Origin of the sequence: Paeniglutamicibacter psychrophenolicus (assembly GCF_017876575.1) — a bacterium.
GTDB lineage: Bacteria > Actinomycetota > Actinomycetes > Actinomycetales > Micrococcaceae > Paeniglutamicibacter > Paeniglutamicibacter psychrophenolicus.
Window position 1 is genome coordinate 3449957 of sequence record NZ_JAGIOE010000001.1, and the last position, 24316, is coordinate 3474272.

The window sequence follows — 24316 nt, forward strand, 5'->3', positions numbered from 1 at the left end:
GCGTCAAAGTCTCTCCGGATGCCAACGCCTGCTTAAGTTCAGTCAGCCAATACTCCCAGCCCAAACGCGCGCATGTCATGCATGATTCATATCACAAAATTGGACTTCTCGCGCTGAACGCCTTTCGAGTCTCGAATGACAGCCTAAAAGCATGGATTTGATAGAAGGATCAGACTACCGGTCGATCTACGCCGCGGCCCTTCCTAAAGCCAACGTCAACCATCACTATTGCAAGGATGTCAGGCCGTCCCTTCGCCGAGCACCAGTCCAAGTACATTCGATCGCCCGCCGAAACGATTCACGATTGCAACGATGCGTTCAACACTGGTTTCCGGGAACAAGTCCTCCGGTCCATGCGGTGCGAGGTCTGTGTAGGGTGCTTCGTACAAGGCACCGGCATCCATGGGCCCACCGCTGGTCAGGTGCACCACGATCATGTTGATCAACTGCAGCTGGCGCGTGTTGAGCGTTGTCTCGGCAATGAACTCGGCGAACGCCTCCTGCACCGCTTCAGGGTCCAGGCCCACCAGCGAGCGAATGAAACCCGTTAGGTCCCCCTCGGTTGCCCGATCCAGGTCTTCCTTGGAACCGGCACCCGATTCGAGCAGCATCTCTTCAATCGCCCCAAGATCATCCTGTGTGAGCGCACGGCCGCGGCGCAGGCGTTGGATGGAGATATGGTCCAGGTGTCCACGCAGGTGGATCTTCACGCGTTCGCGGAAGTAGGAAACATCGAACGCAGGTTCGTTGACTCCCGCGAGTTCCCCTTCGAGTACCTCCCCGAGGGTGTCTTCGAAGTGGGTATAAACGCTCTTGCGCTTCTTCTTTTCTATCAAGGGAACCAGGTCCCGTAGTTTCACGCGAACGGTCTCGAGCCACCGCGCATCAACCGATTCCCACGCAAGGGCCTCATGGCCCATCTCCACGACGGAAACAATCAACGGCATCTGTGCGGCAATGCGCGGGATGTTTCCCTGGTCTTGCAGGGATTTTGCGATCTTCACCAGCTGAGCACCGAGCTTCAACAAGGAGGAAACTTCCCCGGACAGCGCCGCCAATTCAGCCTGCAGCACCAACAAGTCGAAGTATCGGGATTCCTCCTCGCCTTGTCCCGGGACAACGGAGGCCAGATCGGCAAGTTCCTGTTCAGCCTCTGATGCGTCGACCTCGCTGAGGCTGTCCCATGCCTTGTCCTCGGCGAACCGTTCCACCGCTTCCCGGTGCGGACGCACCAAGAAGTTCTCCCGGGGAAGTTCACGCACTCCCCCACCCAGATGGGAAACCAGTGCGGAGCGGAACTCCTGGTCACAGTCGGCTGTGATGGCTGCGCGGAGCAAACGGATACGCGCAGTGAAGGTGCGGGATGCCAAGGACTTGGGAACCCTTGTCTCGTCCGCGCTTAACCCCGCATTGAAGTATTCGGCGTTCGCGCAGACGTCAAAGATCAAGAAGTCCTGCTTCGGTTGTTCCGGTCCGTAGAGGTCCGGTCGCAACCGGGTTCCGCGGCCGACCATCTGCCAGAACTTCGCCTTAGAGCGCACGGGCTTGAAGAACACCAGGTTCACAACGTCTGGAACGTCGATACCCGTATCAAGCATGTCCACGCTGATGGCAATGTACGGTTCCTTGGCAGAATCCGAGAAGTCATCGATTAGCTGCTGGGCATAATTCACGCTGTGGGTGATCACGCGGGCAAACCTTCCGGCGTGGGCCGGGTAGTTGGCATCGAAGCGGTCGGCAATGAACTGAGCGTGGTCCTGGTTCCGTGCAAAAATGATCGTCTTGCCCAGCCGGTCGCCGCCGGCAACCTTGTGTCCGCGTTCCATGAGCACAGTGAGGACCTTGTCCACCGTGTCGGCATTGAAGAGCAATAGGTTCAGCTCAGGTGCTGCAATCTCCTCCGGGACAAGCCCGTCTTCATCCCATTCCTTCTCATCCCACTCTTCTTGTTCTTCAGGACTGAGGTCGTCGTAGCGAACCCCGGCACGCATGAATCCAATCGGCACATCAATGATCCGCGGCGGAACCAGGAAACCCTCGGCCACTGCCTCAGAAAGTTCGTAGGCGCTGGTGGGGTTGTTGTTCTCGATGCCAAAGAGCGAGTAGGTATTGCGGTCCACCTCGCTGTGTGGTGTTGCCGTCAGCCCGATGACCAGCGCATCGAAGTAGGCGAAGATCTGCCGGTATTTTTGGTAGACGGAGCGGTGGGCTTCGTCCACAATGATCAGGTCGTAATACCCAATACCCCGGCGTTCGGGTCCGGACAGTTCACCCTCGCTCGAGGCGTTGATGAGGTTCATGATGGTCGGGTAGGTTGCCAGATGGATGCGGCTGCCGGCGGCGTCGTCGGTACCGAGCCTCGCAGGTGAAGAACCGGGGATCAAGCTCTTGAAAGCGCGGGACGCCTGGGTGACAAGGGCCGTACGGTCTGCCAGGAAAAGCACATTCTTGACCCAGCGGTTTTCGCTCAGCAGCTGGGTGAGCGCAACGACGGTTCGTGTCTTGCCGGTACCGGTTGCCATGACAAGCAGTGCCCGACGCCGGCGCTCGGTGTCGAAGGTTTCGGCCACGGCTCGGATGGCCTTGTGCTGGTAGGCGCGGTCTGCGATGTCGGCAGGGATGACGGCCCTGGCCAACGGCTTGCGCTGGACTCGCCGGTCCGCCATGAGCTGGAGGTCGTCACGGCTGTGGAATCCGAGAACTTCCCGTTCCGGATAGGTCGTGTCTTCCCAGAGCCAGTGTCGGTACCCATTGGAATAGTAGATAATGGGGCGCTGGCCATAGGCACGTTCCAGCGCATCCGCATAAAGCTTGGCTTGCTGCTTCCCCACATGGGCGTCCCGGGCCGTGCGTTTGGCTTCCAGGACGGCCAGGGGCTTGCCGTCCTTGCCCCACAGCACATAGTCCACGAATCCCTTGCCGTCGAGCGTTCCGAGTTCGGTGGGCATGGTGTGTACGGGGAATTCCCGTAAATTTTGCGCATCGAGGTCCCACCCGGCCTCGGTCAGGTACAAGTCAATGTAGATCCGAGTTCCCGACTCGGTGTAATCATGTTCGTCGGGGATCTTCTCGTTGGCCTTGCGTGCTTCCTCGATCTGATCCTGCAAGGCCTTGATCTTGGCCTCGTAGTCGAACTCGCGTTGGACAGCAGCCTTCAGTTCGGTGTCTTTGGCATTCAAGGAGGCAGAAAGCTTTTCGGCTTGTGTCTTTGTCAGCTGCACGACCCCGCTGGGTAGCCGTGGTGCTAGGAGTTTGGGGTCGAACTTGGTTCCGGTCGCCGGGCGCTGTGAGGTTTGGGCGGAATAGAAGGTAGCGAGCCAGATCGTGATGTGGAAGAGCTCGGCAACCACGTGCACGGAAACTTGGGTACTCACCGGGATATTGCCGTGAACGCCATTGTTGCTGAGCTTGCGCAAGGCGTGCATCTTGTCCCTGACAATCGCGGGGACAACATCCTGGAAATGGGGCTCGGTCAGCCGGTTGTTAAGGTCGTCCTTCAATGGGACCCGCAGGCTCGAGTCTGCCGAGTACAACCAGTCAACAGTTTGTTCCAGCGCTCGTCGCACATACAGCAGGCAACCTCTGGGGTCCTTCAGCGCATAGCCTTCGCCCGTTCGCGCTTCTGTGAACACGCCAGGCCATTGCTCGGCCAGAAAGCTGAAGTTCGAAGGCCGTTGAGGCGTCTTGTCGTTCTGCACCACGCGCGATTATCCCCCTGAGAAGCGCCAACCTATTCCCTACATCCTAGTAAGCACCAAGACAGTATGCGCATTCCTTATCGCAATCTCACACGATGGTGCCCGCACCAGTACTTATCAGCCAGTGCCAAAACCTCAAAAAGTGTTTCCGTTCGGGCACCGCAAGGTTCCATGGCTTCAAATCGTAAACGAAGGCCACAGAAAATCGCCTCCGAATCTAACCTAGTTTCCACAGCTCAAATTGATTCGGGAATCCTTCCTCAGGATTCGAATCAAAGAGGGACAATAGAAATTTCTCGCCTCGGATCACGAAGCTACGCACGACTACGTTTCACTCGAAGAAGTCCTCGTCGATGTCCACCACGTCGTAGCTCTGTTTCACCTGCACACCGACCCGGTACTTAATCATCAGTGAAACCAGACGCTTACCGTCGATCAGTACAACTCGGCTCTGAATTCCGGCTGCATAGTCGCGCGCGTGCTGGGTGAAGGTACTAGTCGTGATGAACACACCCCGGCTGGCACCAAATCCGTGCAGCGCACCAATGAACGCCTGGATGGTCTCGCGGCCGATGCTGTTACCTTCGGCGTAGCGCTTGGCCTGCACATAGATCCGTTCAAGTCCCAGCGCGTCCTGGTCGATGACGCCGTCCACTCCACCGTCGCCGGTGCCGCCGATCCTCCTGCCGCGCTGCTCGGCGCCACCATAGCCCATGGCAAGCAGCAGTTTGACGACGGCTTCCTCGAAGAAGTCGGGATGGCTCTCGAGCAACCGGGCCAGTAGCGCGTCGCCCACGTCGGCGGCGATGTGGTCGATACCGGCCTCGATCTGTTCGATCGGATTACTTGTGTCCTCATTGGCGATGCCCGCCAAGGTCGGCGCCACTGAGGACGAACGCCCATGGACTTGTGCCTTGTGTGCGACATATGCGGGAACGGTGCGCAGAATCGCCGTGGTCAGCCCCTCTGAATGGCTTTCCAGCAATTTGTGCCCTGTCTGCGCGATCTCATAAACGGCCCGCATAGGCTTGACGACGGCACCCGCCGCGACGAGATCGGAAATCGCCCAGCCAATCCGGTTTTCCGCCTTCGAGTCTCCAGCACCAAGGAGGACCCGCCGTTGTTGGCTGCTGATCTCTGCCTTGTCCAGCACCGCATCAATGAGAACTCGGCGCGCCCACGGCTTACCGTCGGACAAGACCCGAATGACGGGCAACATGAAGGCCTGCCATGGAGGAATTCCATCCCCCAGGTTCGGTTCAGTGTTCACAACTCCCCCTTGAACGCACGGTCCTGCAGTGACAGGAAAAGATTGTCGAGTTCGGCCAACTGGGCGCGGTGCATCGCATTCAGGCGCTCTCCAGCGGCTATGCGGTTTGCCAACTCCTGCTGCAGTTCCAGCGGTGGGACTGGGATGGAAACCCCCAGAAGTTTGGCCTTCGAGATGTTCACCATCGACTGCGCGGAGCCCGTCGCTAGCCGCTGAATGCTCTGCCTCTGGCTTTCGTTTTTCAGTACAGCCGCCAAGAACCCCGAATCGACCATCGCTTCGTCCCGTATTCGAAGCCGAAAAATCAGATCTGGAATAAACAGGGGTGTAGGTAGTGCGTCGACACGAGCGACGGCCGCGACCAAGGAAGGTGTGTTCTTCCGCGTGAAGAGAACGTCTCCGATTCCAATCTCATGCTTTGGGTCAGGTGAGGCATGTGTGAATGCTTTGTTCTTCGCCGGTAGCCATTGCCCCGTCGTGACGGCACTAAGTTTCAGAAGCCCACATTCGTCCTCGTTCGCCGGGCGGTCGGAACAGACCGGACTCTTGCCGCTATCGATACCGGACAGCAAGTTCGACAATTTCTCCTGACGCCAACCGCGCTCATTCTGAACGGGGTCGCCAAACATCTCGTGGTAGATGGACTGGCTGAGGGCGTTCAGCCGGGCGATGGCTTCGCGGCGCTTGGCACGGAGGGCATCGGCCTTGTTGAGAATGTCCGCGATTCGTCGCTGCTCGTTCAATTCAGGCAAAGGAATGGCCAGACTCAAGAAAGCGTCTTCGGAAACTCTTTGGCGGTTTGTTGCCCCAAAGCTCAGCTTCCGTTGAACTACCTCGGCAAGTTCTGGCGTCCGGATGAAAGCTCGCCAGTAGTCACGATCAACGCGAGATCCATCGAGATCGAATACTGGAAAGTCCTTGGAAACCACTGCTTCGTCGAGTTCATCAGGAACCATGCCGAAGGCCCCGTTTCGGGCATCAATCCTCGAGTATATAAATTGCCCAGCTCTGACGCGATATCCCGTGAACTTAACGGGAACTTTTCCCTCCGCAATGCGCCTCTGAACCACTCCTCCGCCTCGAATCCTGATTGTCAGGAACCTCTCATGCTCTGGGTGCTCAATCTTTTCCGTTACATCCCGCTGTTCCAGTACGTCCCTCAGTGGAACCAGATTCATGCCAGAATCCCCTTTAGCTCCGCGAGGCCCTTGGCAATTTCCTCGTCCAAATGTTCGATGTCGGCGATGATGTCCTCGGGTACGCGGTGCTCCACCTTTTCGTACTGTAGCTCCTTGTACCGGTTAATTGACAGGTCATACCCATTCTCGGCGATCTCCACTTTCGGGACCACAAAAGAACGTTCGGTGCGTTGCCTAGAGAGCTCTGCCGCAGTGCGCTCTTCGCCAAACTCGCCACGCAAGGCCTTCCAGCGCTCGAGCACGTCGGGCAGGTCGGAGGACTCAAGCGGGGTGCGCTTGTCGTCCAAGCTGAAGCCGTCGGAGGCGACGTCATAGAACCAGACGTTCTCCGTGCCGCCGGAGTTGGTACGCGTGAAGAACAGTACAGCGGTGGACACACCCGCATATGGCTTAAAGACTCCAGCGGGCAACTTGACGACGGCCTCCAGCTGCTGGCCCTCGACCAGTTCGCGGCGCAGGTCCATGTGCGCCTTGGAAGATCCGAAGAGCACGCCGTCTGGCACAATCACCGCGGCTCGGCCACCGGGCTTGAGCAGGCGCAGGAACAGGGCCAAGAACAGCAGCTCCGTCTTCTTGGTCTTGACAGTCTTGAGCAGTTCCTTGGAAACGTTTTCCGAATCCAGGCTGCCGGCAAAAGGAGGGTTGGCCAGGATGACGTCGTATTTCTCCTCGTCCGTGGAGTGCAGGTCGGCGAGCGAGTCGCGGTTTTCGATGACCGGGTTCTCGATGCCGTGCAGCAGCAGGTTCATGGCGCCGATGCGCAGCATGGTGGAGTCGAAGTCGAACCCGTGGAATTGCTCGTTGTTGAAGAATGCCCGCTGGGCCGTGTCGAGAAGCATCTCCGGGTTGTGTTCGCGGAGGTGTTCGCCAGCGGCCATGAGGAATCCGCAGGTGCCGGAGGCCGGGTCGCAAATTGCTTCCCCAGGCTTCGGGTCGCGCATGGCGACCAGCAATTTAATGATGTGGCGTGGTGTGCGGAACTGCCCGTTGGTACCGGCCGTGGCGATCTTGGAGAGCATGTACTCGTAGAGGTCGCCCTTGGTGTCACGGTCGTCCATGGGAATGCCGTCGATCAGGTCCACTGCCTTCTGCAGCAGGTGGTCCTTGGTGATGGTGAAGCGCGCATCCTTCATGTGGTGCGTGTAAGTGGAGTCGCTGCCGTCGGACTGGCGGGTGAGTTCCTCGCGCAGGAAGGGGAAAATGCTCTCGCTGAAGACCGTGAACATTTCGGTCTTGTCGAAGTTCTTGAACTTTGACCACCGCATGTCTTGGTAGGCGCGCCCGAACTTGTCTGCGCCTTCGGGGAACACCGGGTTCTCAACCGACTTGCCAGTCCTTGATGCCTTGCGCTCGGCGGCAATCTGGTTGTCATCAAGCCTCTTGAGGAACAACAAGTAGGTAATCTGCTCGATGATCTCCAACGGGTTGGAGATGCCTCCTGTCCAAAAGGCGTTCCAGACGCTGTCTACTTGTGACTTCAATTCCCCGGTAATCATGGCCTCTATCTTAGTGCTGGGCGGGGACAGTTAGTTCCAACTCAGCGACCCAAGGCCCCTGTCCTCGGGGCTCCCCCGTTTCCAACACCGAGATACTCCGATCGATTCCTGGGTCGGCCTCCGGACGTCTACATCCGAAGCTTTACCGATGACTGGTCCGGTCATTCCGTTGCTGTGATCGCTTCCTAAATTTCCACAAAGGCACCCACGGCAGCACTCCCTCTCACCACCACGTGGATGACGGCAAGCACCTTGCCCGCCGGGTTCGAGCCGATCCCTGCCGGGACAGCTGCGGTAGGAAAGACAGCGGCCGCCGTCCAGGTTGTCCCCTTCCGCATGACTGCCGTCGGTTCGCCGTTCACCGTCAAGCGGATGTCCGCTCCCTCCGGCGCGTTGACCGAACCTTCCAGCAGGATGCGCCGGGCGCCCTCGTTGTATTTCTCGGGATCGAACCAGCCCGTGATCGAGACACCGAGCTCCCTTGGCGAATGCTCCACAGTAGAGTCGGCCCACTGGCTGTCGCTCGGTATCGCCGGGGCAAGCGCCGGCGCGCTGCGCAGCGTGCCTGCAGCTTCGAACGCATACCCCCAGGACAGGATCGCATTGTCCGCATAGGCGGGACCGGCGAACGTGAGCCCCACCGGCATGCCGATGTCGTCCATCGTTCCCATGGCCACGGTGATGGACGGGATGCCGAAGTGGCGCATCGCGTAGTTGCCGTTGGAGAAGAAGATCCCGTTTTCCCACGCCTTGTCGGCCGCTTCCTTGTCGATGTCTGCGGTGGCGGCGCCGACATCGGAGTTGGCGGGGAAGAGCACCCCGTCGAGGTTGTGCTCGGTCAGCCAGTCCTCGAACAGTTCCTTGCGCAGGGCTTCAAGAGCGTTGAGCCCCTGGGAGAATCCGGGCAGGTCGGCCAGCTCGGGCAAGCCGTCGGCCGCCAGCTGCACCACGTCGTGGTAACGGTTCTCGTAGTCCTCGACCTCGTCGTAGCGGTCGGGCAACGACCCCGCAGGTGCGGGGAAGATCTTGGAGTGGTCGACCTCGGCCAGGCGGTTCAGTGCCGGGTCGTTGTTTTCGCGCAGGAACGTGTCCCAGCCGTGGGAAAGGATCTCGTTGAATTCGATATCCATCCATCCCTCGGGCAGCATGCCGAGTGCGCCGAGCTGCTCGCCGCCCGGGGTGTCGCCCTCGTATTTCTCGATGACGGGGAAGCCGACCTCGACGACGCTGGCCCCGAGGTCCTCGAGCCGCTTGCGGGCAGCCTTCCAGAGCGCCAGCACGCTGGGACGCACATGGATCGGGAACTCCGGGTCCTGGCCCAGGTACATCCGCGGCACCCCGAAGCGCTTGCCTTTCAAGGCGTCGGCTTCGGCCAGCGTTGCGTAGCTTTCGGGGCGCACGGACGAGGCGGCAGGGAGCTCGACGGACTTTTGGGCGCGCCAGAAGTCCCCCGTGGTCTTGGGGTCGTCGGCCACGATGACATCGAGCACCCTGAACATGTCGTTCATGGACCGGGTGTGCGGGACCACGACATCGCGGGTCGGGAACAGCGGCCAGTTGCCGCGGATCGAGATGATTCCGCGGGAGGGAGTGTAGGCGCACAACCCGTTGTTGGAGGCGGGGCTGCGGCCCGAGGACACCGTTTCCTCCCCCATGCCAAAGACCCCCATGCTGGCAGCGGTGGCGACCGCCGAGCCGTTGGACGAGCCCGACGCGTAGGCAGCGGCGAGGTAGTTGGTGTTGTAGGGGCTTTCGGCACGTCCGTAGACACCGCGCTGCATGCCGCCGTCGGCCATGGGCGGCATGTTGGTCTTGCCCAGCAGCACTCCCCCGGCCTCGCGGATGCGGGCCACGGTGAACGCGTCGTGCTGGGCCACGAGGTCCTTGAAGGCCGGGGAACCGGAGGCCACGGTGAGCCCGGCAACCATGTAGCTGTCCTTGACGGTAAAGGGAACACCTTCCAGGGCTCCGGCTTCTCCCGACCTGCGGCGGCGGTCGGATGCGGCGGCCTCGGCGAAGACGTTGGGGTTCAGCACGGCCATGGCGTTGAGCCGCACCGTGGACCTGTCGAAGCGCCCGATGCGGGCCAGGTGGGCTGCAACCAGCTCGACAGCTGTCACGGTGCCTGCCTCGAGCGCATGCAACGTGTCGTCGATCGAGGCTTCGTGGATGCTGAACGGCAAAGCCATGGGTGGATTCCCCTCATTGGAATAGCTCCCGGACCGTGAGAACGGTGCACCGGCGGCCCGGTGCGGAGGAGCAAACAAGAATTGACTGGATATTCAGTTAAAGATAGCGTGTGACCCACGGTACATGGAAGGCCCCACGGCGACCAACCCGCGAATTGATGAAGTTCTCCGGCAAACGAAAGGCATGGCACCGGTCATGGCCAACGACACGCAACAACGAATCCTCGAGGCCTGCAGCATCTGCATCGCCCGTGACGGAGTCCGGGGCATGCGCGTGCAAGACGTCTGCAAGCAGGCGGGCATCTCCACCGGACTGGTGTACTACCACTTCACCGATCGCGACGGCCTGCTGGCCGCGACGCTGGAATACGTCAACACGGATTCGGTGGCCAAGCGCGAGGATCCGGCGGCCGGCGGGAGCAATTCCTACGCCGTGCTGCGCGAGTTGCTGCTGGCCGAGATCCAAGATGACGATTCGGTGCGCGCCAAATCAATCGTGTGGAACGAGATCAGGGCCATCGCCGTTTTCGAGCCACCACTGGCCACGCACCTGGCCGCCTCCACCGCGGCATGGCAGTCGCACGTTGCCGAGCTGGTCAAGGGGCACACCGGAGGCCCTATCGAGCAATGCCAGGAGACCGCACTGCTGCTCACCTCGCTGGTCGAGGGACTATCCAGCCGCTGGCTGTCCAACCAACTGGACACCGTCGCGGCACAAGCCGCGCTCGAACGAGGGTTGGAAGCAATCATGCCGGCGAACGGCTGACCCGGGGATTGCCCTTTCGTCCGGGCCTTGCGAGGAATCCGCGTCCCAAGCAGCGGAAATCTTGAATTCAGGACCCCGAATTCCGGACCAGGAAGCGCGTGCCTGTCAGGTTTGGGATGCCAAGCGGTAGTGGTAGCGGGAGACGGTTTCGAAGCCCATGGATTCATAAAGCCCGCGGGCCAGCTCGTTCGATTCGACGACCTGCAGCCACAGCCCCTCGAGGTTCCGTTGCGCGGCCTCGGTTAGCAGGGCTTGGACCACCGCACGGCCATGCCCGCGGGAACGGGATTCCTCCCGGGTGGCCACCGAGTAGATCCCACCAAGGTTCCCGACCAGCGCAAGCCGGGCAACGGCTTCGAGCTGTCCTTCAACGACCAAGGATGCATACACCGATGGTGTGCGGGCCAGGATCCGCCGGCTGATGGCTTGCTGCTCCAGTGAATGCGGACCCTCGACGCTCCAGAAGGTCTCAAGCCACCGATCGCTTGGCACCTCGGACAGCTGGATCCTCGGGTCCTGGGCTGCGGTTTCCGCCAAGTCGTCCTCGCCGAGTGCCAGGTACTGGACCAGAGTAGGCGAATCCAGCAGGTACCCGCGCTCGGCCAACAGGGAATCCAGATCCGTCGGCAAGGAGTCCGGGCTGATCTGGAAAACGGCGGGCAGGCCCTGGCCGGCATAGCGGTCCTCGACCCCGGAGATCGCCGCGGCGACGTCGCGCGGTTCTTCCAGCGGCAGCACCGAGTTCGCGCGCTTGGTCACGCCGCCGGAAAACCGGGCGGTCCAGCCGTCAACGAGTTCTTCCGTCAGTGCCTGCCAGCCCCTGGACATGGTTTCGTCCAGGGACACGGGGTCAGCGAACCGGGAAACCGGCTTCACGGATGGCGTCCTTGACCTGCTTGATCATGTCATCAGGCCCAAAGTGGAAGATTGAGGCGGCAAGCACCGCATCCGCGCCGGCGGCAATGGCCGGCGGGAAGTGCTCCGGTCCCCCGGCACCGCCGGAGGCGATCAGCGGAACGGTGACTTCCGCGCGCACGGCCCGGATCATTTCCAGGTCGAAACCGTCCTTGGTGCCGTCGGCATCGATCGAGTTCAACAGGATTTCTCCCACTCCGCGCTCTGCGGCTTCCTTGGCCCAGGCCACGGCGCAACGGCCGGTGCCGGTGCGTCCGCCGTGGGTGGTCACCTCGAAGCCCGAGGCGACGTCCGGGTTGTCGGTGCGGCGGGCATCAAGGGAGAGCACCAGCACCTGGGAACCAAAGCGCTGGGTGATTTCGTTGATGACCTCGGGGCGGTCGACGGCCGCGGTGTTGATCGAGGCCTTGTCGGCCCCGGCGCGCAGCAATCGGTCCACGTCCTCGACGGCGCGCACGCCACCTCCGACGGTCAACGGGATGAAGATTTCCTCGGCGGTCTTGGCGACCACGTCATAGGTGGTTTCTCGGTTGCCCGAGGAGGCCGTGACGTCGAGGAAGGTGATCTCGTCGGCGCCCGCGGCGTTGTAGCGCTTGGCCAGTTCCACCGGGTCTCCGGCATCGCGCAGCCCCTCGAAGTTCACTCCCTTGACGACTCGGCCGTTGTCCACGTCGAGGCATGGGATCACACGGATCGCAACAGTCATGAAGGATCAACTCCTGGAAAAGTAGTGAAAAGCGGTGTTCTTCGAGGGGTACTGCGCTGGGGTGCCTTGCTAGATGCGGCAGGCGTGGATGTTGGTGACAAGTATGGCGCGGGCGCCGATGTTGTACAGCTCATCCATGATGTTGTTGGTGTGGCTCTTCTTGACCATGGCACGCACGGCGACCCAGTCCGAGTCCTGCAGCGGGGAAACCGTCGGCGACTCCAGGCCCGGGGTCAACCGGGTGGCTTCGTCGACCAGGTCCCGGCGCACGTCGTAGTCGAGCATGACGTAGCGGCGGGCCACCAGCACGCCGGTGAGCCGGCGCTTGAGCACGTCCAGGCCGGCAGGTGTGCGGCCGGTGCGGCCGATGAGCACGGCTTCGGACTTCAGGATGGGATCCCCAAAGACCTCCATGCCTGCAGCCTTGAGCGTGTTGCCGGTTTCCACCACATCGGCGATGGCGTCGGCCACGCCCAGGCGGACCGAGGACTCCACGGCTCCGTCGAGGCGGACGACCGAGGCGTCGATGTTGTTCTCGAGAAGGTAGCTGCGCAGCAGGGCGTCGTAGCTGGTGGCAATGCGCTTGCCGTTGAGCTCGTTCTGGTGCGTGAAGGAACCGGCGGGGCCGGCGAAGCGGAAGGCGGCGTTGCCGATGCCCAGCGGCAGGACCTCGTCGACGTGGTCGTTGACCTCGGCGTCCAGGTACAGGTCGCGTCCGGTGATGCCGACATCGAGGATGCCGCCGCCGACGTACACGGCGATGTCACGGGGGCGGAGGTAGAAGAACTCCACGTCGTTGTCGGGGTCGACCATGACCAGTTCGCGGTTGTCGCGGCGCTGGACGTATCCGGCCTCCAACAACATGGTCGAGGCGATTTCGGACAAGGCTCCCTTGTTGGGAAGTGCTACTCGCAACATGATGCGTTTCTCGTTTCAGGCTCTGGGGGGGGTATTACGGCATGAGGACAACAAATGGGTGTTTGTTGGCCGCCGCGGCACGGGAAAAGAACGTCTCCCGAATGCGGCGGCTAGAGATGCTTGTAAACGTCCTGCAGAGTCAGGCCCTTGGCGATCATCATCACCTGCAGGTGATAGAGCAGCTGGGAGATTTCTTCGGCGGCGGCCTCGTCGGATTCGTATTCGGCAGCCATCCACACTTCGGCGGCTTCCTCCACGACCTTCTTTCCGATGCCATGCACGCCGGAATCCAGTTCGGCGATGGTACGCGAACCTTCGGGGCGGGTCTTGGCCTTCTCGGAGAGTTCGGCGAAGAGGGTGTCAAAAGTTTTCACATGGTCAGGATATCTTGGCCCGTTGGAAGCATTCACAACCGCAGCCCCATTGTGACGAAGGACTCCCCGCGACGGGCCAACATGACGCGGCCACGACCAGGACACGCGCTTGCGCCTCGATCCGGTACCTGACCACGGACTATGCTCACGTTCATGGATGAGAAGTGCGTTTTTTGTGAGATTGCCTCCGGCCGCTCCGAGGGGCATGTGGTGGCATCGAATGCGCATTGCGTGGCCTTCCTTGATGCGGCACCCATCAATGCCGGACACACCCTGGTGGTTCCCCGGAAGCATCTGCGCGATATCCACGGCCTTGATGCGGCAACGTCCGCGGCGATGTTCGATCTCGCCCGCCGCGTTGCCGATTCCCTGCGCGATTCCACACTGCCATGCGAGGGCGTCAACCTGTTGATGTCCAACGGTGAAGTTGCCGAGCAATCGGTGTTCCATGCGCACCTGCATGTCATTCCGCGCGTGGAGAACGATGGGTTCGCATTCGTCGAGCCACCCGCAGCCAGGCCCACCGCGGACGAGCTGGCCGCCACGGCACGGTTGCTGCGCCCCGGCCGTTAGGAATCGCGGTGAGACGTTCCGGCGGCGATCCGGTTCAGTGGCTTGGCTTGGCGCCATGGCGCCTATCCGCGAGCAACATCGCTGCGCCCACGAGCAACCCGGCGACAAATCCAAGCAGTGCCGCCGGGATGCCTATCTCGAGCACCGCGGCCCAGGCCGTGGGCGGATAGACGCTGAGTCCGGCGATCAGCCCAACCACGCCGCCCAGCAGACCGCACCACATGGCGCCCAGGAGGGCGTAGGCCAGTGGTTTTGGCAGGTTCTGCGACGCCTTGAGGAATCCCATGACTCCAGCATGAACCTGTCCAGGGCCACGTGCAACGGACCCGAAGCGCGCGGCCCCTTGCCGTCTGGCCGAGGCTTGCGGGCCCCTCCCTTGGGGGACCTTGCGGGGCTATGCTCGAGTGGGAAAGAGGAGGAAGCCATGCCCGATTTCGGCACGCCATCGCACATCGACTTGTCGGTTTCCGACGCCGAGTCCAGCGCCCGGTGGTATTGCGACGTGCTCGGCCTGCGGCGCGTGCGCCGTGCCGACTTCGAGAACCGCATCATGATCGTGCTGGTGCACCGTGCCACCGGGCTGGTCATCGGGCTCAACCAGCACGCCTCGGTGCCCGTGGCCCGGTTCGACGACCGCAACGTCGGGCTGGACCACATCGGGTTCAGCGTCGCCGAGCGGGCGGACCTGGACGCCTGGGAAGAACAGCTCACCGCGCTTGGTGTCGTGCACTCCCCCGCACAGGACACCTCCAACGGCGCGGCTTTGGTGTTCCGCGACCCGGACAACATCCAGCTCGAGTTCTGGTGGACGCGGCCGCGCCGAATCTCCTGAACGTGCCGGCTGCAGTCCACGACGGCGGCAGTCGACCTTGTCATTTTCCTCCAAGGCGCCTGTGTTGCGAGCGCTCGTCCTGAAGGGAAACCCCGCGCCGGTCCACCAGAAGTGCCTGGAACGCGGATCAGCCTGTGGGCACTTAACGTTCGTAGACATTGCGACGATGACCGAGTGTGATCACCACAACAACGAGGATGTTGTCATCGACCGTGTAAATGATGCGGTAGTCCCCAACGCGAACACGGAGGCCGGGCCGCCCTTGGAGCGCTCTGGCGCCCGGCGGCCGTGGCTCCTCACCCAGAAGTGCGATTGCACCACGAATCCGGTCGCGATCCCGAGCGTCGATTCGCTTCAACACACGAATTGCAGCAGGACGCAGCTCGATTCGGTAGGTCACGTCCAGCCCAGGTCGGCCTTCACCTGGGCCCAGGGGACGTTGGGCCCTTCTTCGGCCATCGCCTCATCGAACGCGGCTACATCTTCAGCATCTTCCAATGCTTCGAGCATCCGCTCGTAGTATGAGGGACTGATAACAACCGCGGCACGCTGACCGCGGCGCTCGATGAACACCGCCTCGGTCTGGGAGCGAGCGATCACGTCTGAAAAGTTGTTACGGGCGTCTGCAACACTGACACTTGTCATAAATCCAGCGTACATCCCACATCTTGAGATGTACATGATGGAGAGCGCAACGTCTCGGCGCATGGACGGGCGTCGCGCTCCCTTCAGCCGCGGCATGCTGCGGGCTATGACGAACCGAGGGCCCGCTTGCGTTTCGGCGTTCTCGGCATGCGTTGGATGAGCCGCACCACCGTCGAGACCCACCACATGCTTGCGCTGCCGCTCCGGCCATGCGGGCTGGCCTTCGGGCTCAACCCTCACGCAACGGTGCCCGTGGCCAAGTTCGACGCAGGCCCGCCGGCGCGAGCCCGGGGGTACCTTGATGCGGGTTATTGGCGGGTTGCCGTCACGAAGTTCCACGCAGGCCATTGCACTTGGCGTTCATGACAAGCAGATTAGCCACATGGCCATTCACTCGCTCACGTAGTACCTGCAGCACTCGCCGCAGGGGAAAATAGCTTACGACGTCCAAGGCTCGGGTCCACTTGTCCTACTTGTCCCGGGCATGGGCGAGCTGCGTTCGACCTACCGCTTCCTGGTCCCGGCGCTGGTTGCTGCCGGCTACACCGTGGCAACAACGGATTTGCGGGGACATGGTGACAGCGATGCCACGTTCCCCGGCTACGGCGACGTCGAGACCGCCGGAGACATCGAGGGACTCCTTCGCGAGCTGGACAGGCCCGCCGTCGTTGTCGGAAACTCGATGGGCGCCGGTGCGGCAGTGATCGTTGCGGCGGAGCACCCCGAGCTTGTTTCCGGGCTTGTCCTGATCGGCCCCTTCGTCCGCCAGCCCTCCACGAGCGCTCTCAAGAACCTGCTCTTCCGGATCCTGATGGCCCGCCCCTGGGCGGCCGCAGCCTGGAAGGCCTATATGCCTGTGCTCCATGCCGGCACCAAGCCCGCGGACTTCGCCGAATACCGCCAGGCCGCGATCGCGAGTATGAAACGACCCGGCCACGAACGCGCCTTCAGTCTCACGACGCGCACCGACCACGTCCGGGCCGGCGAATGCCTAGCCAACGTGGACTCACCCACGCTGGTCGTCATGGGCGCGAAGGACCCGGACTTCAAGAGCCCAGAGGCCGAAGCCGACTGGATCGCGCGCACGCTTCGCGGGTCTGTTGTCATGGTCCCTGATGCCGGCCGCTACCCCCAGTCGCAGCAACCGGGGATCACCGCGGCCGCCATCACCAACTTCCTCGGCACTCTGGCCGACAATGCCTAGCTAGGGCCAGGTTGGACAGGGCCTCGGTCATCGTGCGGGCCGCGCTGATTCTCGATGACCCTAGACCTGGCGGGGTTGGCAGAGAGCCTCGGCGTGCGGGCACCGTCCCTGTCCTCTTGGTCACGCTGATGTCCTGGCTTCAGTGGACAAGGCACTGACAGCCATCGTCAGCGGGCAGAAAGTTGCCCATGCACCCAAGCTTCAGTCATGCATGGAATGCCAGGGGCCGCACCCCGGCGGGTACACTTCGCATGATGAAGGACTTGAAAAAGAATTGATCGAAAGCACGCCCAAAACATCCCCCCTGGATTCGCAGCTGACCGCAACGCACGACACGTTCGTGGCCGAGCGTCCGCCGGGCGCCGACGAAGATGTGCACATGGTCTCGGCAATCGTTGACCACATCATTGAACGGTGCAGCAATCCCGGCGACCTGGTCTTCGACCCGTTCGCGGGGTTCGGCACCACCCTCATACGGGCCATCGCACTGGGGCGGGAAGCACTCGGCATCGAACTGTTGCCCGAGCGCGTGGACTACCTGCGCGACCGGATGCCCGACGCCCACATCATCGAGGGCGACTCACGGGAACTGCTCAGGCTCGTCCGCGGCACCGGATCACCCCTGCCCGACGCAGACATCAACCTCATCGTTGCATCTCCCCCATACATGACGGCGGAAAACCACGAACCCGACCCGCTGACCGCCTACGAGGAAAACGACGGAGACTACGACCGCTACCTGGACGAACTCGGCCTCGTCGCCGCCCAGTGCGCGCGGGTGGTTGTGCCAGGTGGGTTCGTGGTGTGGAACCTGGCCGACATCCACCACATGAACCTCACCACGCACCTGATCCGTGACTGCAAACGTGCGCTCGGACGGCACCTCACCCTCGTGGGAGAAACCGAGATTCTCTGGGATCAATACCCCCACGACCTGATCTCCGACGCGTTGCTCGTGTTCCAGCGACCTCCTGGCGCACCGCGCATGTAGTCGAGCCCGTCATTCTCCCGCTCCGTGCCGGGCCGGCGAGCAACCATGCACCTTGACCGCGGCACCACCCGGCCATACCGTCGGAGATAGCTCGTCACCTCACAAATGGAGTTGGTCGCATGTCTACGCAGGTCTTGGTGCTGGGTGCAGGTTTCGGCGGGCTCGAGGTGGCGGCGGGGCTTTCGGAACGTTTCGGCACCGACATCGAGATCACCCTCATCGACCGCAACGAGCATTTCATGTTCGGCTTCTCCAAGCTCGATGTCATGTTCGGCAGGCTCACCGAGGCCGAGGCCAGCCACCCGTACAGCCAGCTCGACAAGCCCGGGGTGAAGCATGTGCGCGCCACCATCCTGTCCATCGATCCGGTGGCCAAGCGCGTGGAGACGGATTCCGGTTCCTTCGAGGCGGATTACCTGGTGGTTGCCCTGGGCGCGGACCTCGACCCGTCCGCGACACCCGGGCTTTCGGAGTGCGGCCACGAGTTCTACAGCGTCGCGGGCGCCCTGGCCGCGCGGGAGGCGTTGAACGACTTCGACGGCGGCCGGGTGGTCATCGGTGTCACCTCCACGCCGTTCAAGTGCCCGCCGGCACCCAGCGAGACGGCATTGCTGGTGCATGACCTGCTGGTCTCCAAGGGACTGCGCGAGCGCTCGGAAATCGCCCTGGTCATGCCGCTACGCACTCCGGTGCCGCCGGTGCCGGCGGCCTCCGAGGCGCTGCTTGAAGCCTTTGCCGAGCGTGGTATCCAATGGCATCCGAAGAAGGTGATCGAACGGCTGGAACCGGCCAGCAGGGAGCTGGTGATGGACGACGGCAGCACCATGCCCTTTGACCTGTTCCTCGGGGTGCCCTGGCACGTGGTCCCGACGGTGGTTGCAGAATCGGGCATGACCTTCGAGGGCTGGATCCCCGTGGACCCGCTGACCCTTCAAACGTCCTACCCGGATGTCTTTGCCATCGGGGACGTCACCAGCGTCGGCACCCCCAAGGCCGGGATCTTCGCCGAGGGGCAGGGCGCCGTGGTGGTGGACGCGATTGCCGCGCGCATCAACCGCTCGTCCGGCACGCTTGGCTACGACGGCAACGGCGTGTGCTACGTGGCATTCGGACCGCATCGTGCGGCCCGCCTGAACATCACCTTTGCCGCCGGAACCAGGCCCTACGGCAGCTACGATGCGGCAAGCGAAGAAATCGCGAACGAGAAGTCGGACTACGGGACCTCGCGCCTGCGCCGCTGGCTCGGCGGGGAATAAGCCATCCGGGATGCCCCCGATCCCGCGCACGGCGACGCCCGCTCCCCCGGAGGTGGTGATCCCGTCATGCGGGTGCCGGTGGAGCGGGCGGCGGTGCCAAGCCGGCTGCCTCAGCGGCGGGTGAGCACCAGTGCGGTCTGCAGTCCGGCGCTCATGGCCTCGTAGCCCTTGTCCTCTATGGAACCTTCCAGGCCCGCACGGGCGATGGCCTGCTCCTCGGTGTCGCAGGTCAGCACCCCGAAGCCGACCGGGACGCCGGTGCGCACGGACACATCGGTCAGGCCCAGGGTGGCACCCTGGCACACGTAGTCGAAGTGCGGGGTGCCGCCACGGATGACGACCCCCAGGGCGATGACGGTGTCGTAGGAGTGCGCCAGGCGCGAAGCGGCCACCGGGAGCTCGAAGGTGCCCGGCACGCGGATGACCTCAGGGGTCTTGATCCCGGCGTCGGCGGCGGCGCGCAGTGCCCCGTCAACCAGTCCGTCCATGATCTGGGTGTGCCAGCTGGCCGCGACGATGACCGCGCGCATTCCGGACTCTCCCGCTGCCGCTAGTTCGTTGGCTCCGACGAGGGGTGCTCCGTGTCCGCTCATGATTTCACTCCTGGGTTGGTGTTTTCGGTGGATGGCAGTTGCAGCGAGTGGTGCAACAGTTCTTGCTTGGTACGCAGGTACTCAAGGTTTTCGGGGCGCGCCGCGACCCGGGTGGGGACGCGCTCGGTGACGGCGATTCCGGCGTTCTCCAGCCACTGCTCCTTCAACGGGTTGTTGGTGATCAACCGGATCCGGCGGATGCCCATGGCGTTGAGGATCGCCGCTGCCGCGTCGTAGTTCCGGGCGTCGACCGGCAGTCCCAGCTGCTCGTTGGCGGCCACGGTGTTGGCGCCGCCGTCCTGCAGGGCGTAGGCGCGGATCTTGTTGGCCAGTCCGATGCCGCGACCCTCGTGGCCGCGCAGGTAGACCAGCACCCCGCCGTATTCGTTGATGGCTGCCAGGCCCGCCTCGAGCTGTTCGCCGCAATCGCAGCGGTAGGAGCCGAAGACGTCCCCGGTGAGGCATTCGGAGTGCACGCGCACCAGCGGTTCGCGCGGCATGGTGCCGTCGGGGCCGGTGGCGCTGAGCGAGAGGTGCTCGATGCCGCTGCTTCGTTCGCGCCAGGCACGGACCATGAATTCCCCGTGCGGGGTGGGGACCCGCACCTCGGGACCGCCCTGCACCGCCGCGGCGCTGGTGCCCACGGCCGGCTCGGCGTCGGAGGTGGCGCGCCAGGCGGCCAAGTCCTCGATGCTGACCAGCGGGATGTTCCACAAATCCGCGAACTCGCGCAGTGCCGGAAGCCGCATCATGGATCCGTCGTCGTGCACGAGCTCGGCGATGACCCCGACCGGTTCCAGGCCGGCGGCCAGGCACAAATCAACGCTGGCCTCGGTGTGCCCGCGGCGCACCAGCACCCCGCCGTCGACCGCGCGCAGCGGGAAGATGTGGCCGGGGCGGTTGATCAGCTCGGGGCCCGAGGCCGGGTCGGCCAGGATGCGGGAGGTGAGTGCGCGGTCGGCTGCGCTGATGCCGGTGGAGGTGCCGTGGGCGGCGTCGCAGGAAACCGTGTAGGCGGTGCCCTTGGCGTCCTGGTTGTTTTCCACCATGGGAGGCAGGCCCAGGGCGTCGGCGCGTTCGCCGGTCATCGGGGTGCACACCACGCCGGAGGTGTGGCGGATGGTCCAGCCCATCAGCTCGGGGGTGGCGAACTCGGCGGCGAAGATGATGTCGCCCTCGTTCTCGCGGTCGGCGTCGTCGACCACCACGACGGCCTGGCCGGCGGCCATGGCGCTGATGGCCGCGTCGATGGAATCCAGGCGGATGGGATCGGTGCTCATGATGCGCTGCTTTCGGTGGTGTTGAAGGATGCCAGACGCTCTGCGTACTTGGCCATGACGTCTACCTCGAGGTTGACCGCGGAACCGGGCACTCGTTGGCCAAGGGTGGTTTCGCGCAGGGTCGTGGGGATGATCCCGACCTCGAACCACTGCTCCTTCTCGCTGGCGGGCGAGACCTCGGTGACGGTCAGCGAGATGCCGTCGATCGCGATGGAACCCTTCTTGGCCACGTACCGGGCCAATTCGAAGGGGACGGAGAAGCGGAAGCGGTCCCAGGCCCCGAGGGACTCGTGCTCGAGCAGCTGCCCGACGCCGTCGACGTGGCCCTGGACGACGTGGCCGTCCAGCCGCCCGCCGGCCTGCACGCAGCGTTCCAGGTTGATGCCCTCGCCCGCAGCCAGCGCGCCGATGGTGGTGTGGCGCAGGGTCTCGCCCATGACATCCAGGGACAGGGTGTCCCCGGCGATGGAGGTGGCGGTCAGGCAGACGCCGTTGACGGCGATGGACCCGCCCGGTTCCAGGTTCTCGGTGTGGTTCGGCGCACTGATGCGCAGGATGACCGAGTCGGTTTCCGGGGAGGATTCAATGGCCTCGATGCGGCCCATGCCGCTGATGATTCCGGTGAACATGTGTTGGTTCCTTAGAGTGTGCCGGTGCCCGATGGCATGGGTTCAAGGTGGGTAAGGGTGTCGGGGCCCAGGATGCGCACGGCCTCGCCATCGACGGGATCTAGGCGGAAGGCCCGGGCCGCCGAGAGGGTCGCAATGCCCAGCTCCCCGACGGAGCCGCGGCCCGCGCCCAGGAAGATGGGTGCCTGGTAGAGGAAGATCTCATCGACCAGGTCTGCGGCCAGGAATGCGGTGGCGATCGAGGCCCCGCCCTCGAGCAGCACGTGGTCGATGCCGCGGGAAGCAACCAGCGCCAGGACCTGGTGCGGGTCGCGGGTGCGGACCTGTTCCCAGTTCCCGTCGGCCTTCAGGGCCGCGTCGGCGGGGATGTCGCGCAGGCCCATGACGATGCGCCGGGGCTGGTGCTCGAAGGGTTCGCCGTGTTCGTTGCGGGCGTTGAGCCGTGGGTTGTCGGCAAACACGGTTCCGGTGCCCACCACGATGGCTCCGACGCGGGCGCGGACCTCGTGGGCGTGCAGCAGCGAGCGCGGGGAGGTGATCCATTGGCTGGTGCCGTCCGCCGCGGCGATCCGTCCGTCCAGGGTCTGGGCCAGGTGCAAGGTGGTGAAGGGCCGTTGTGCGGCCCGGGCGGCGAACCAGCGGTGGTTCAGCTCGGTTGCTTCGGTCTCCAGCAGCCCCTGGCTGACCTCGACCCCGGCAGCGCGCAGCGTTGCCGCTCCCCCGCCGGAGTCCGTGCCGCCATCGGTGACGGCGAAGATGACGTTGCCGATGCCGGCATCGATGATGGCCCGCGAGCAGGGCCCGGTGCGGCCGGTGTGGTTGCAGGGCTCCAGGGTCACGACCATGGTGGCGGCTCGTGCCGCGGCCGGGTCGATGGGACCCAGGCGGTTCAGTGCGTCGGCCTCGGCGTGCGGGGTGCCTGCGCCCCGGTGGTGGCCGGTGGCCAGGATCGTGCCCTCGGCATCGACGATGACGGCGCCGACCAGCGGATTGGCACCCCGGGTGCCGCGGCGGGCCAGTTCCAGGGAAAGCCGCATGGCTGCGGTTGAGCGTGAGGCTTCCATCAGAGATTCACCTTAACCGTGGGATCGGGCATTTCGGTCTCGATGCTCGGCTTGGAGTCGTTCTTGGCCTTCCACCAGATGAAGAATCCGACCAGCGTGAAGCAGCCGTAGAACAGGTACATGAAGGCGCTGGCGTAGTATCCGGCGCTGAAGAGCAGCGGAACACCGACCACGTCGACGATGACCCAGATCAGCCAGAACTCGACCAGTCCCTTGGCCATGCCATAGGTGGCAAGGAGCGATCCGACAAAGGTCCAGGCATCCGCCCACACCGGTTCGTAGGATCCCAGGGCCCCGAAGATGGGGGTCAGCGCCACGGTGCCGACGACCATGACCACGGCCAGGGATATGCGTTCGGTACCGGTGGCCCAGCGCGGGATGACCGCGCTGCCGCCGGATTCCCGGCTCGACTTCCAGCGCTGCCAGCCATAGAAGGACACGGCGATGAACATGATTTGGCGTCCGGCCTGGCCCAACAGGTTTGCCGTCTGGTCGTGGCCGAAGATGCTGCCGAGGAATACCGTCAGCAGCAGGATGTTGCCGATGATGCCCACCGGCCAGGCCCAGACCTTGCGGCGGATGCCGCCCAGGGCGGAGGCAAGTCCGAAGACGTTGCCCACCACTTCGCGGACAAGCAGCGCGCTGCTGCCCACCGTGATGTAAGAATTGAAAGCTTCAATGAGCCACCGCAGAAAATCCATCGTCCTCCTGTCAAGCCGCGATGGCTCCGGGGGTTCTATACGACGGTTCCACCTTCATGGCCGAGCCGTTGGGCAAGGGCTGTGGGTTCCTCGGAAACGATTGAGATTTTCCTTGGTCCTGCCCTTGCGCACCGACGAGGGCGCAGGTTTTGCGTGTACGTGCTTCTCCCATCCAGACTTTAACTGTCGGTACCGGAATTTCACCAGTTCAACCAGGCCGTGGGATCCCCGAAGGGTTCTTGTGGCTTGGGTCGCGGACTATAACCGCCGGTTCGGACTTACACCGACCCCGGAGCACGTTGTGTAGTTGTAGCTCTTAGTATTACATGGAAACCGGCGTGGCGGCTGCGAGGTTTCGTAATGTGACCACTGCCTCGGCGGGATCCGCCGTCCCGTACACCGAGGATCCGGCCACGAAGACATCGGCCCCGGCCTCTGCGGCACGCAGGATCGTTTCGCGGGTGACCCCGCCGTCGACCTGCAGGGCGATCGGCAGCCCGGTGCCGTCAATGGCCTTGCGCGCCCGGCGGATCTTGGGCAGGACCAGGTCCAGGAACGCCTGGCCGCCGAACCCCGGTTCCACCGTCATCAGCAGCACCATGTCCAGCTCCGGGAGCATGTCCAGGTACGGCTCGATGGGAGTGGCGGGGCGCAGCGCCATGGCGGCGCGCGAACCGGCGGCCCGCAGGTCCCGGGCCAGCTTGACCGGTGCGGCGGAGGCCTCCGCGTGGAAGGTCACCGAGGCCGCACCGGCCTCGGCGTAGCCCGGTCCCCACCGGTCCACGTCGCTGATCATCAGGTGCACATCCAGCGGCAACTCGCTGACCTCGTTCAACCGCGCCACCACCGGCAGGCCGATGGTCAGGTTGGGCACGAAGTGGTTGTCCATGACATCGACGTGCACCGCGTCGGCGGTGTGGATCCGGGTGAGTTCGCGCTCCAGGTTCGTGAAGTCCGCGGAGAGGATCGACGGGTTGATCTGGCAGGTACGCATGTGCTTTTCTGGCTCCTGTCGGG

At 63.4% G+C, this 24316-nt stretch carries 24 protein-coding genes and 1 riboswitch; of the genes, 6 read left to right on the plus strand and 18 right to left on the minus strand.

Annotated elements, in window-relative coordinates:
- Positions 1-239 precede the first annotated feature (239 nt).
- From JOF46_RS15645 to JOF46_RS15665, 5 genes are all read right to left on the minus strand, one after another.
- Positions 240-3701: a DEAD/DEAH box helicase family protein gene (locus JOF46_RS15645; protein ID WP_209908578.1), complete on the minus strand. Its 3462-nt coding sequence runs from the start codon at positions 3699-3701 to the stop codon at positions 240-242.
- 328 nt (positions 3702-4029) lie between these two features.
- Positions 4030-4968, minus strand: coding sequence for a restriction endonuclease (locus JOF46_RS15650; protein WP_342592473.1), 939 nt, complete (start codon positions 4966-4968; stop codon positions 4030-4032).
- The gene (locus tag JOF46_RS15655) at positions 4965-5924 is read right to left on the minus strand and encodes a restriction endonuclease subunit S (RefSeq protein ID WP_209908581.1); all 960 of its coding nucleotides are present in this window, start codon (positions 5922-5924) and stop codon (positions 4965-4967) included. The genes JOF46_RS15650 and JOF46_RS15655 overlap by 4 nt, the downstream gene beginning before the upstream one ends.
- A gap of 218 nt (positions 5925-6142) precedes the next feature.
- A complete protein-coding gene (locus tag JOF46_RS15660) occupies positions 6143-7663 on the minus strand; it encodes a type I restriction-modification system subunit M (protein ID WP_209908583.1) in 1521 nt (506 codons plus the stop codon).
- 185 nt (positions 7664-7848) lie between these two features.
- Positions 7849-9852 (minus strand): amidase, encoded by a 2004-nt coding sequence (locus JOF46_RS15665; protein ID WP_209908585.1) that lies wholly within the window; start codon positions 9850-9852, stop codon positions 7849-7851.
- Between the two features lie 184 nt (positions 9853-10036).
- Between JOF46_RS15665 and JOF46_RS15670 the strand changes: the two genes are divergently transcribed.
- Positions 10037-10618: a TetR/AcrR family transcriptional regulator gene (locus tag JOF46_RS15670; RefSeq protein WP_209908587.1), complete on the plus strand. Its 582-nt coding sequence runs from the start codon at positions 10037-10039 to the stop codon at positions 10616-10618.
- A 105-nt stretch (positions 10619-10723) separates the two neighbouring features.
- Here the strand turns inward: JOF46_RS15670 and JOF46_RS15675 are convergent, their stop codons facing one another.
- From JOF46_RS15675 to JOF46_RS15690, 4 genes are all read right to left on the minus strand, one after another.
- The gene (locus JOF46_RS15675; RefSeq protein ID WP_209908590.1) at positions 10724-11494 is read right to left on the minus strand and encodes a GNAT family N-acetyltransferase; all 771 of its coding nucleotides are present in this window, start codon (positions 11492-11494) and stop codon (positions 10724-10726) included.
- The gene (gene hisF / locus JOF46_RS15680) at positions 11469-12239 is read right to left on the minus strand and encodes an imidazole glycerol phosphate synthase subunit HisF (RefSeq protein WP_113761026.1); all 771 of its coding nucleotides are present in this window, start codon (positions 12237-12239) and stop codon (positions 11469-11471) included. Before hisF ends, JOF46_RS15675 begins: the two co-directional genes overlap by 26 nt.
- Positions 12240-12308: 69 nt before the next feature.
- Positions 12309-13157 (minus strand): ATP phosphoribosyltransferase, encoded by an 849-nt coding sequence (gene hisG, locus JOF46_RS15685; protein ID WP_113761025.1) that lies wholly within the window; start codon positions 13155-13157, stop codon positions 12309-12311.
- A 110-nt stretch (positions 13158-13267) separates the two neighbouring features.
- A complete protein-coding gene (locus JOF46_RS15690) occupies positions 13268-13531 on the minus strand; it encodes a phosphoribosyl-ATP diphosphatase (RefSeq protein ID WP_071213339.1) in 264 nt (87 codons plus the stop codon).
- 153 nt (positions 13532-13684) lie between these two features.
- Between JOF46_RS15690 and JOF46_RS15695 the strand changes: the two genes are divergently transcribed.
- Complete coding sequence (locus tag JOF46_RS15695) at positions 13685-14104, plus strand: HIT family protein (RefSeq protein ID WP_209908591.1); 420 nt, start codon at positions 13685-13687, stop codon at positions 14102-14104.
- Positions 14105-14138: 34 nt separating this feature from the next.
- Here JOF46_RS15695 and JOF46_RS15700 read toward each other — a convergent pair whose 3' ends face one another.
- The gene (locus JOF46_RS15700; RefSeq protein ID WP_209908594.1) at positions 14139-14390 is read right to left on the minus strand and encodes a hypothetical protein; all 252 of its coding nucleotides are present in this window, start codon (positions 14388-14390) and stop codon (positions 14139-14141) included.
- A 138-nt stretch (positions 14391-14528) separates the two neighbouring features.
- Between JOF46_RS15700 and JOF46_RS15705 the strand changes: the two genes are divergently transcribed.
- A complete protein-coding gene (locus JOF46_RS15705; RefSeq protein ID WP_209908596.1) occupies positions 14529-14936 on the plus strand; it encodes a VOC family protein in 408 nt (135 codons plus the stop codon).
- 142 nt (positions 14937-15078) lie between these two features.
- On the opposite strand, the gene JOF46_RS15710 is transcribed toward JOF46_RS15705, so the two are convergent.
- Positions 15079-15336, minus strand: a complete 258-nt coding sequence (locus tag JOF46_RS15710; RefSeq protein ID WP_209908597.1) for a type II toxin-antitoxin system RelE family toxin — start codon at positions 15334-15336, stop codon at positions 15079-15081.
- The gene (locus JOF46_RS15715) at positions 15333-15581 is read right to left on the minus strand and encodes a type II toxin-antitoxin system Phd/YefM family antitoxin (protein ID WP_209908599.1); all 249 of its coding nucleotides are present in this window, start codon (positions 15579-15581) and stop codon (positions 15333-15335) included. The genes JOF46_RS15710 and JOF46_RS15715 overlap by 4 nt, the downstream gene beginning before the upstream one ends.
- Before the next feature lie 433 nt (positions 15582-16014).
- On the opposite strand from JOF46_RS15715, the gene JOF46_RS15720 reads away from it, so the two are divergent.
- The 3 genes from JOF46_RS15720 (at position 16015) to JOF46_RS15730 (ending at position 19032) form a co-directional block, all read left to right on the plus strand.
- Positions 16015-16785: an alpha/beta fold hydrolase gene (locus tag JOF46_RS15720; protein ID WP_342592556.1), complete on the plus strand. Its 771-nt coding sequence runs from the start codon at positions 16015-16017 to the stop codon at positions 16783-16785.
- Between the two features lie 274 nt (positions 16786-17059).
- Positions 17060-17776, plus strand: a complete 717-nt coding sequence (locus JOF46_RS15725) for a TRM11 family SAM-dependent methyltransferase (protein WP_245348153.1) — start codon at positions 17060-17062, stop codon at positions 17774-17776.
- A gap of 119 nt (positions 17777-17895) precedes the next feature.
- Positions 17896-19032, plus strand: a complete 1137-nt coding sequence (locus JOF46_RS15730; RefSeq protein ID WP_209908603.1) for an NAD(P)/FAD-dependent oxidoreductase — start codon at positions 17896-17898, stop codon at positions 19030-19032.
- Positions 19033-19142: 110 nt separating this feature from the next.
- Here the strand turns inward: JOF46_RS15730 and ribH are convergent, their stop codons facing one another.
- From ribH to rpe, 6 genes are all read right to left on the minus strand, one after another.
- Positions 19143-19625, minus strand: a complete 483-nt coding sequence (gene ribH, locus JOF46_RS15735) for a 6,7-dimethyl-8-ribityllumazine synthase (RefSeq protein ID WP_209908605.1) — start codon at positions 19623-19625, stop codon at positions 19143-19145.
- The gene (ribB, locus tag JOF46_RS15740) at positions 19622-20905 is read right to left on the minus strand and encodes a 3,4-dihydroxy-2-butanone-4-phosphate synthase (protein WP_209908607.1); all 1284 of its coding nucleotides are present in this window, start codon (positions 20903-20905) and stop codon (positions 19622-19624) included. The genes ribH and ribB overlap by 4 nt, the downstream gene beginning before the upstream one ends.
- On the minus strand, positions 20902-21534 hold the full coding sequence (locus JOF46_RS15745; protein ID WP_209908609.1) for a riboflavin synthase: 633 nt from the start codon (positions 21532-21534) through the stop codon (positions 20902-20904). The genes ribB and JOF46_RS15745 overlap by 4 nt, the downstream gene beginning before the upstream one ends.
- Before the next feature lie 11 nt (positions 21535-21545).
- On the minus strand, positions 21546-22598 hold the full coding sequence (gene ribD / locus JOF46_RS15750) for a bifunctional diaminohydroxyphosphoribosylaminopyrimidine deaminase/5-amino-6-(5-phosphoribosylamino)uracil reductase RibD (protein WP_209908612.1): 1053 nt from the start codon (positions 22596-22598) through the stop codon (positions 21546-21548).
- Positions 22598-23299, minus strand: coding sequence for a nicotinamide riboside transporter PnuC (gene pnuC / locus JOF46_RS15755; RefSeq protein ID WP_209908614.1), 702 nt, complete (start codon positions 23297-23299; stop codon positions 22598-22600). Before pnuC ends, ribD begins: the two co-directional genes overlap by 1 nt.
- A 156-nt stretch (positions 23300-23455) precedes the next feature.
- Positions 23456-23600, minus strand: a riboswitch (FMN riboswitch).
- Positions 23601-23621: 21 nt separating this feature from the next.
- On the minus strand, positions 23622-24293 hold the full coding sequence (gene rpe / locus JOF46_RS15760; protein ID WP_209908617.1) for a ribulose-phosphate 3-epimerase: 672 nt from the start codon (positions 24291-24293) through the stop codon (positions 23622-23624).
- Positions 24294-24316: the final 23 nt, after the last annotated feature.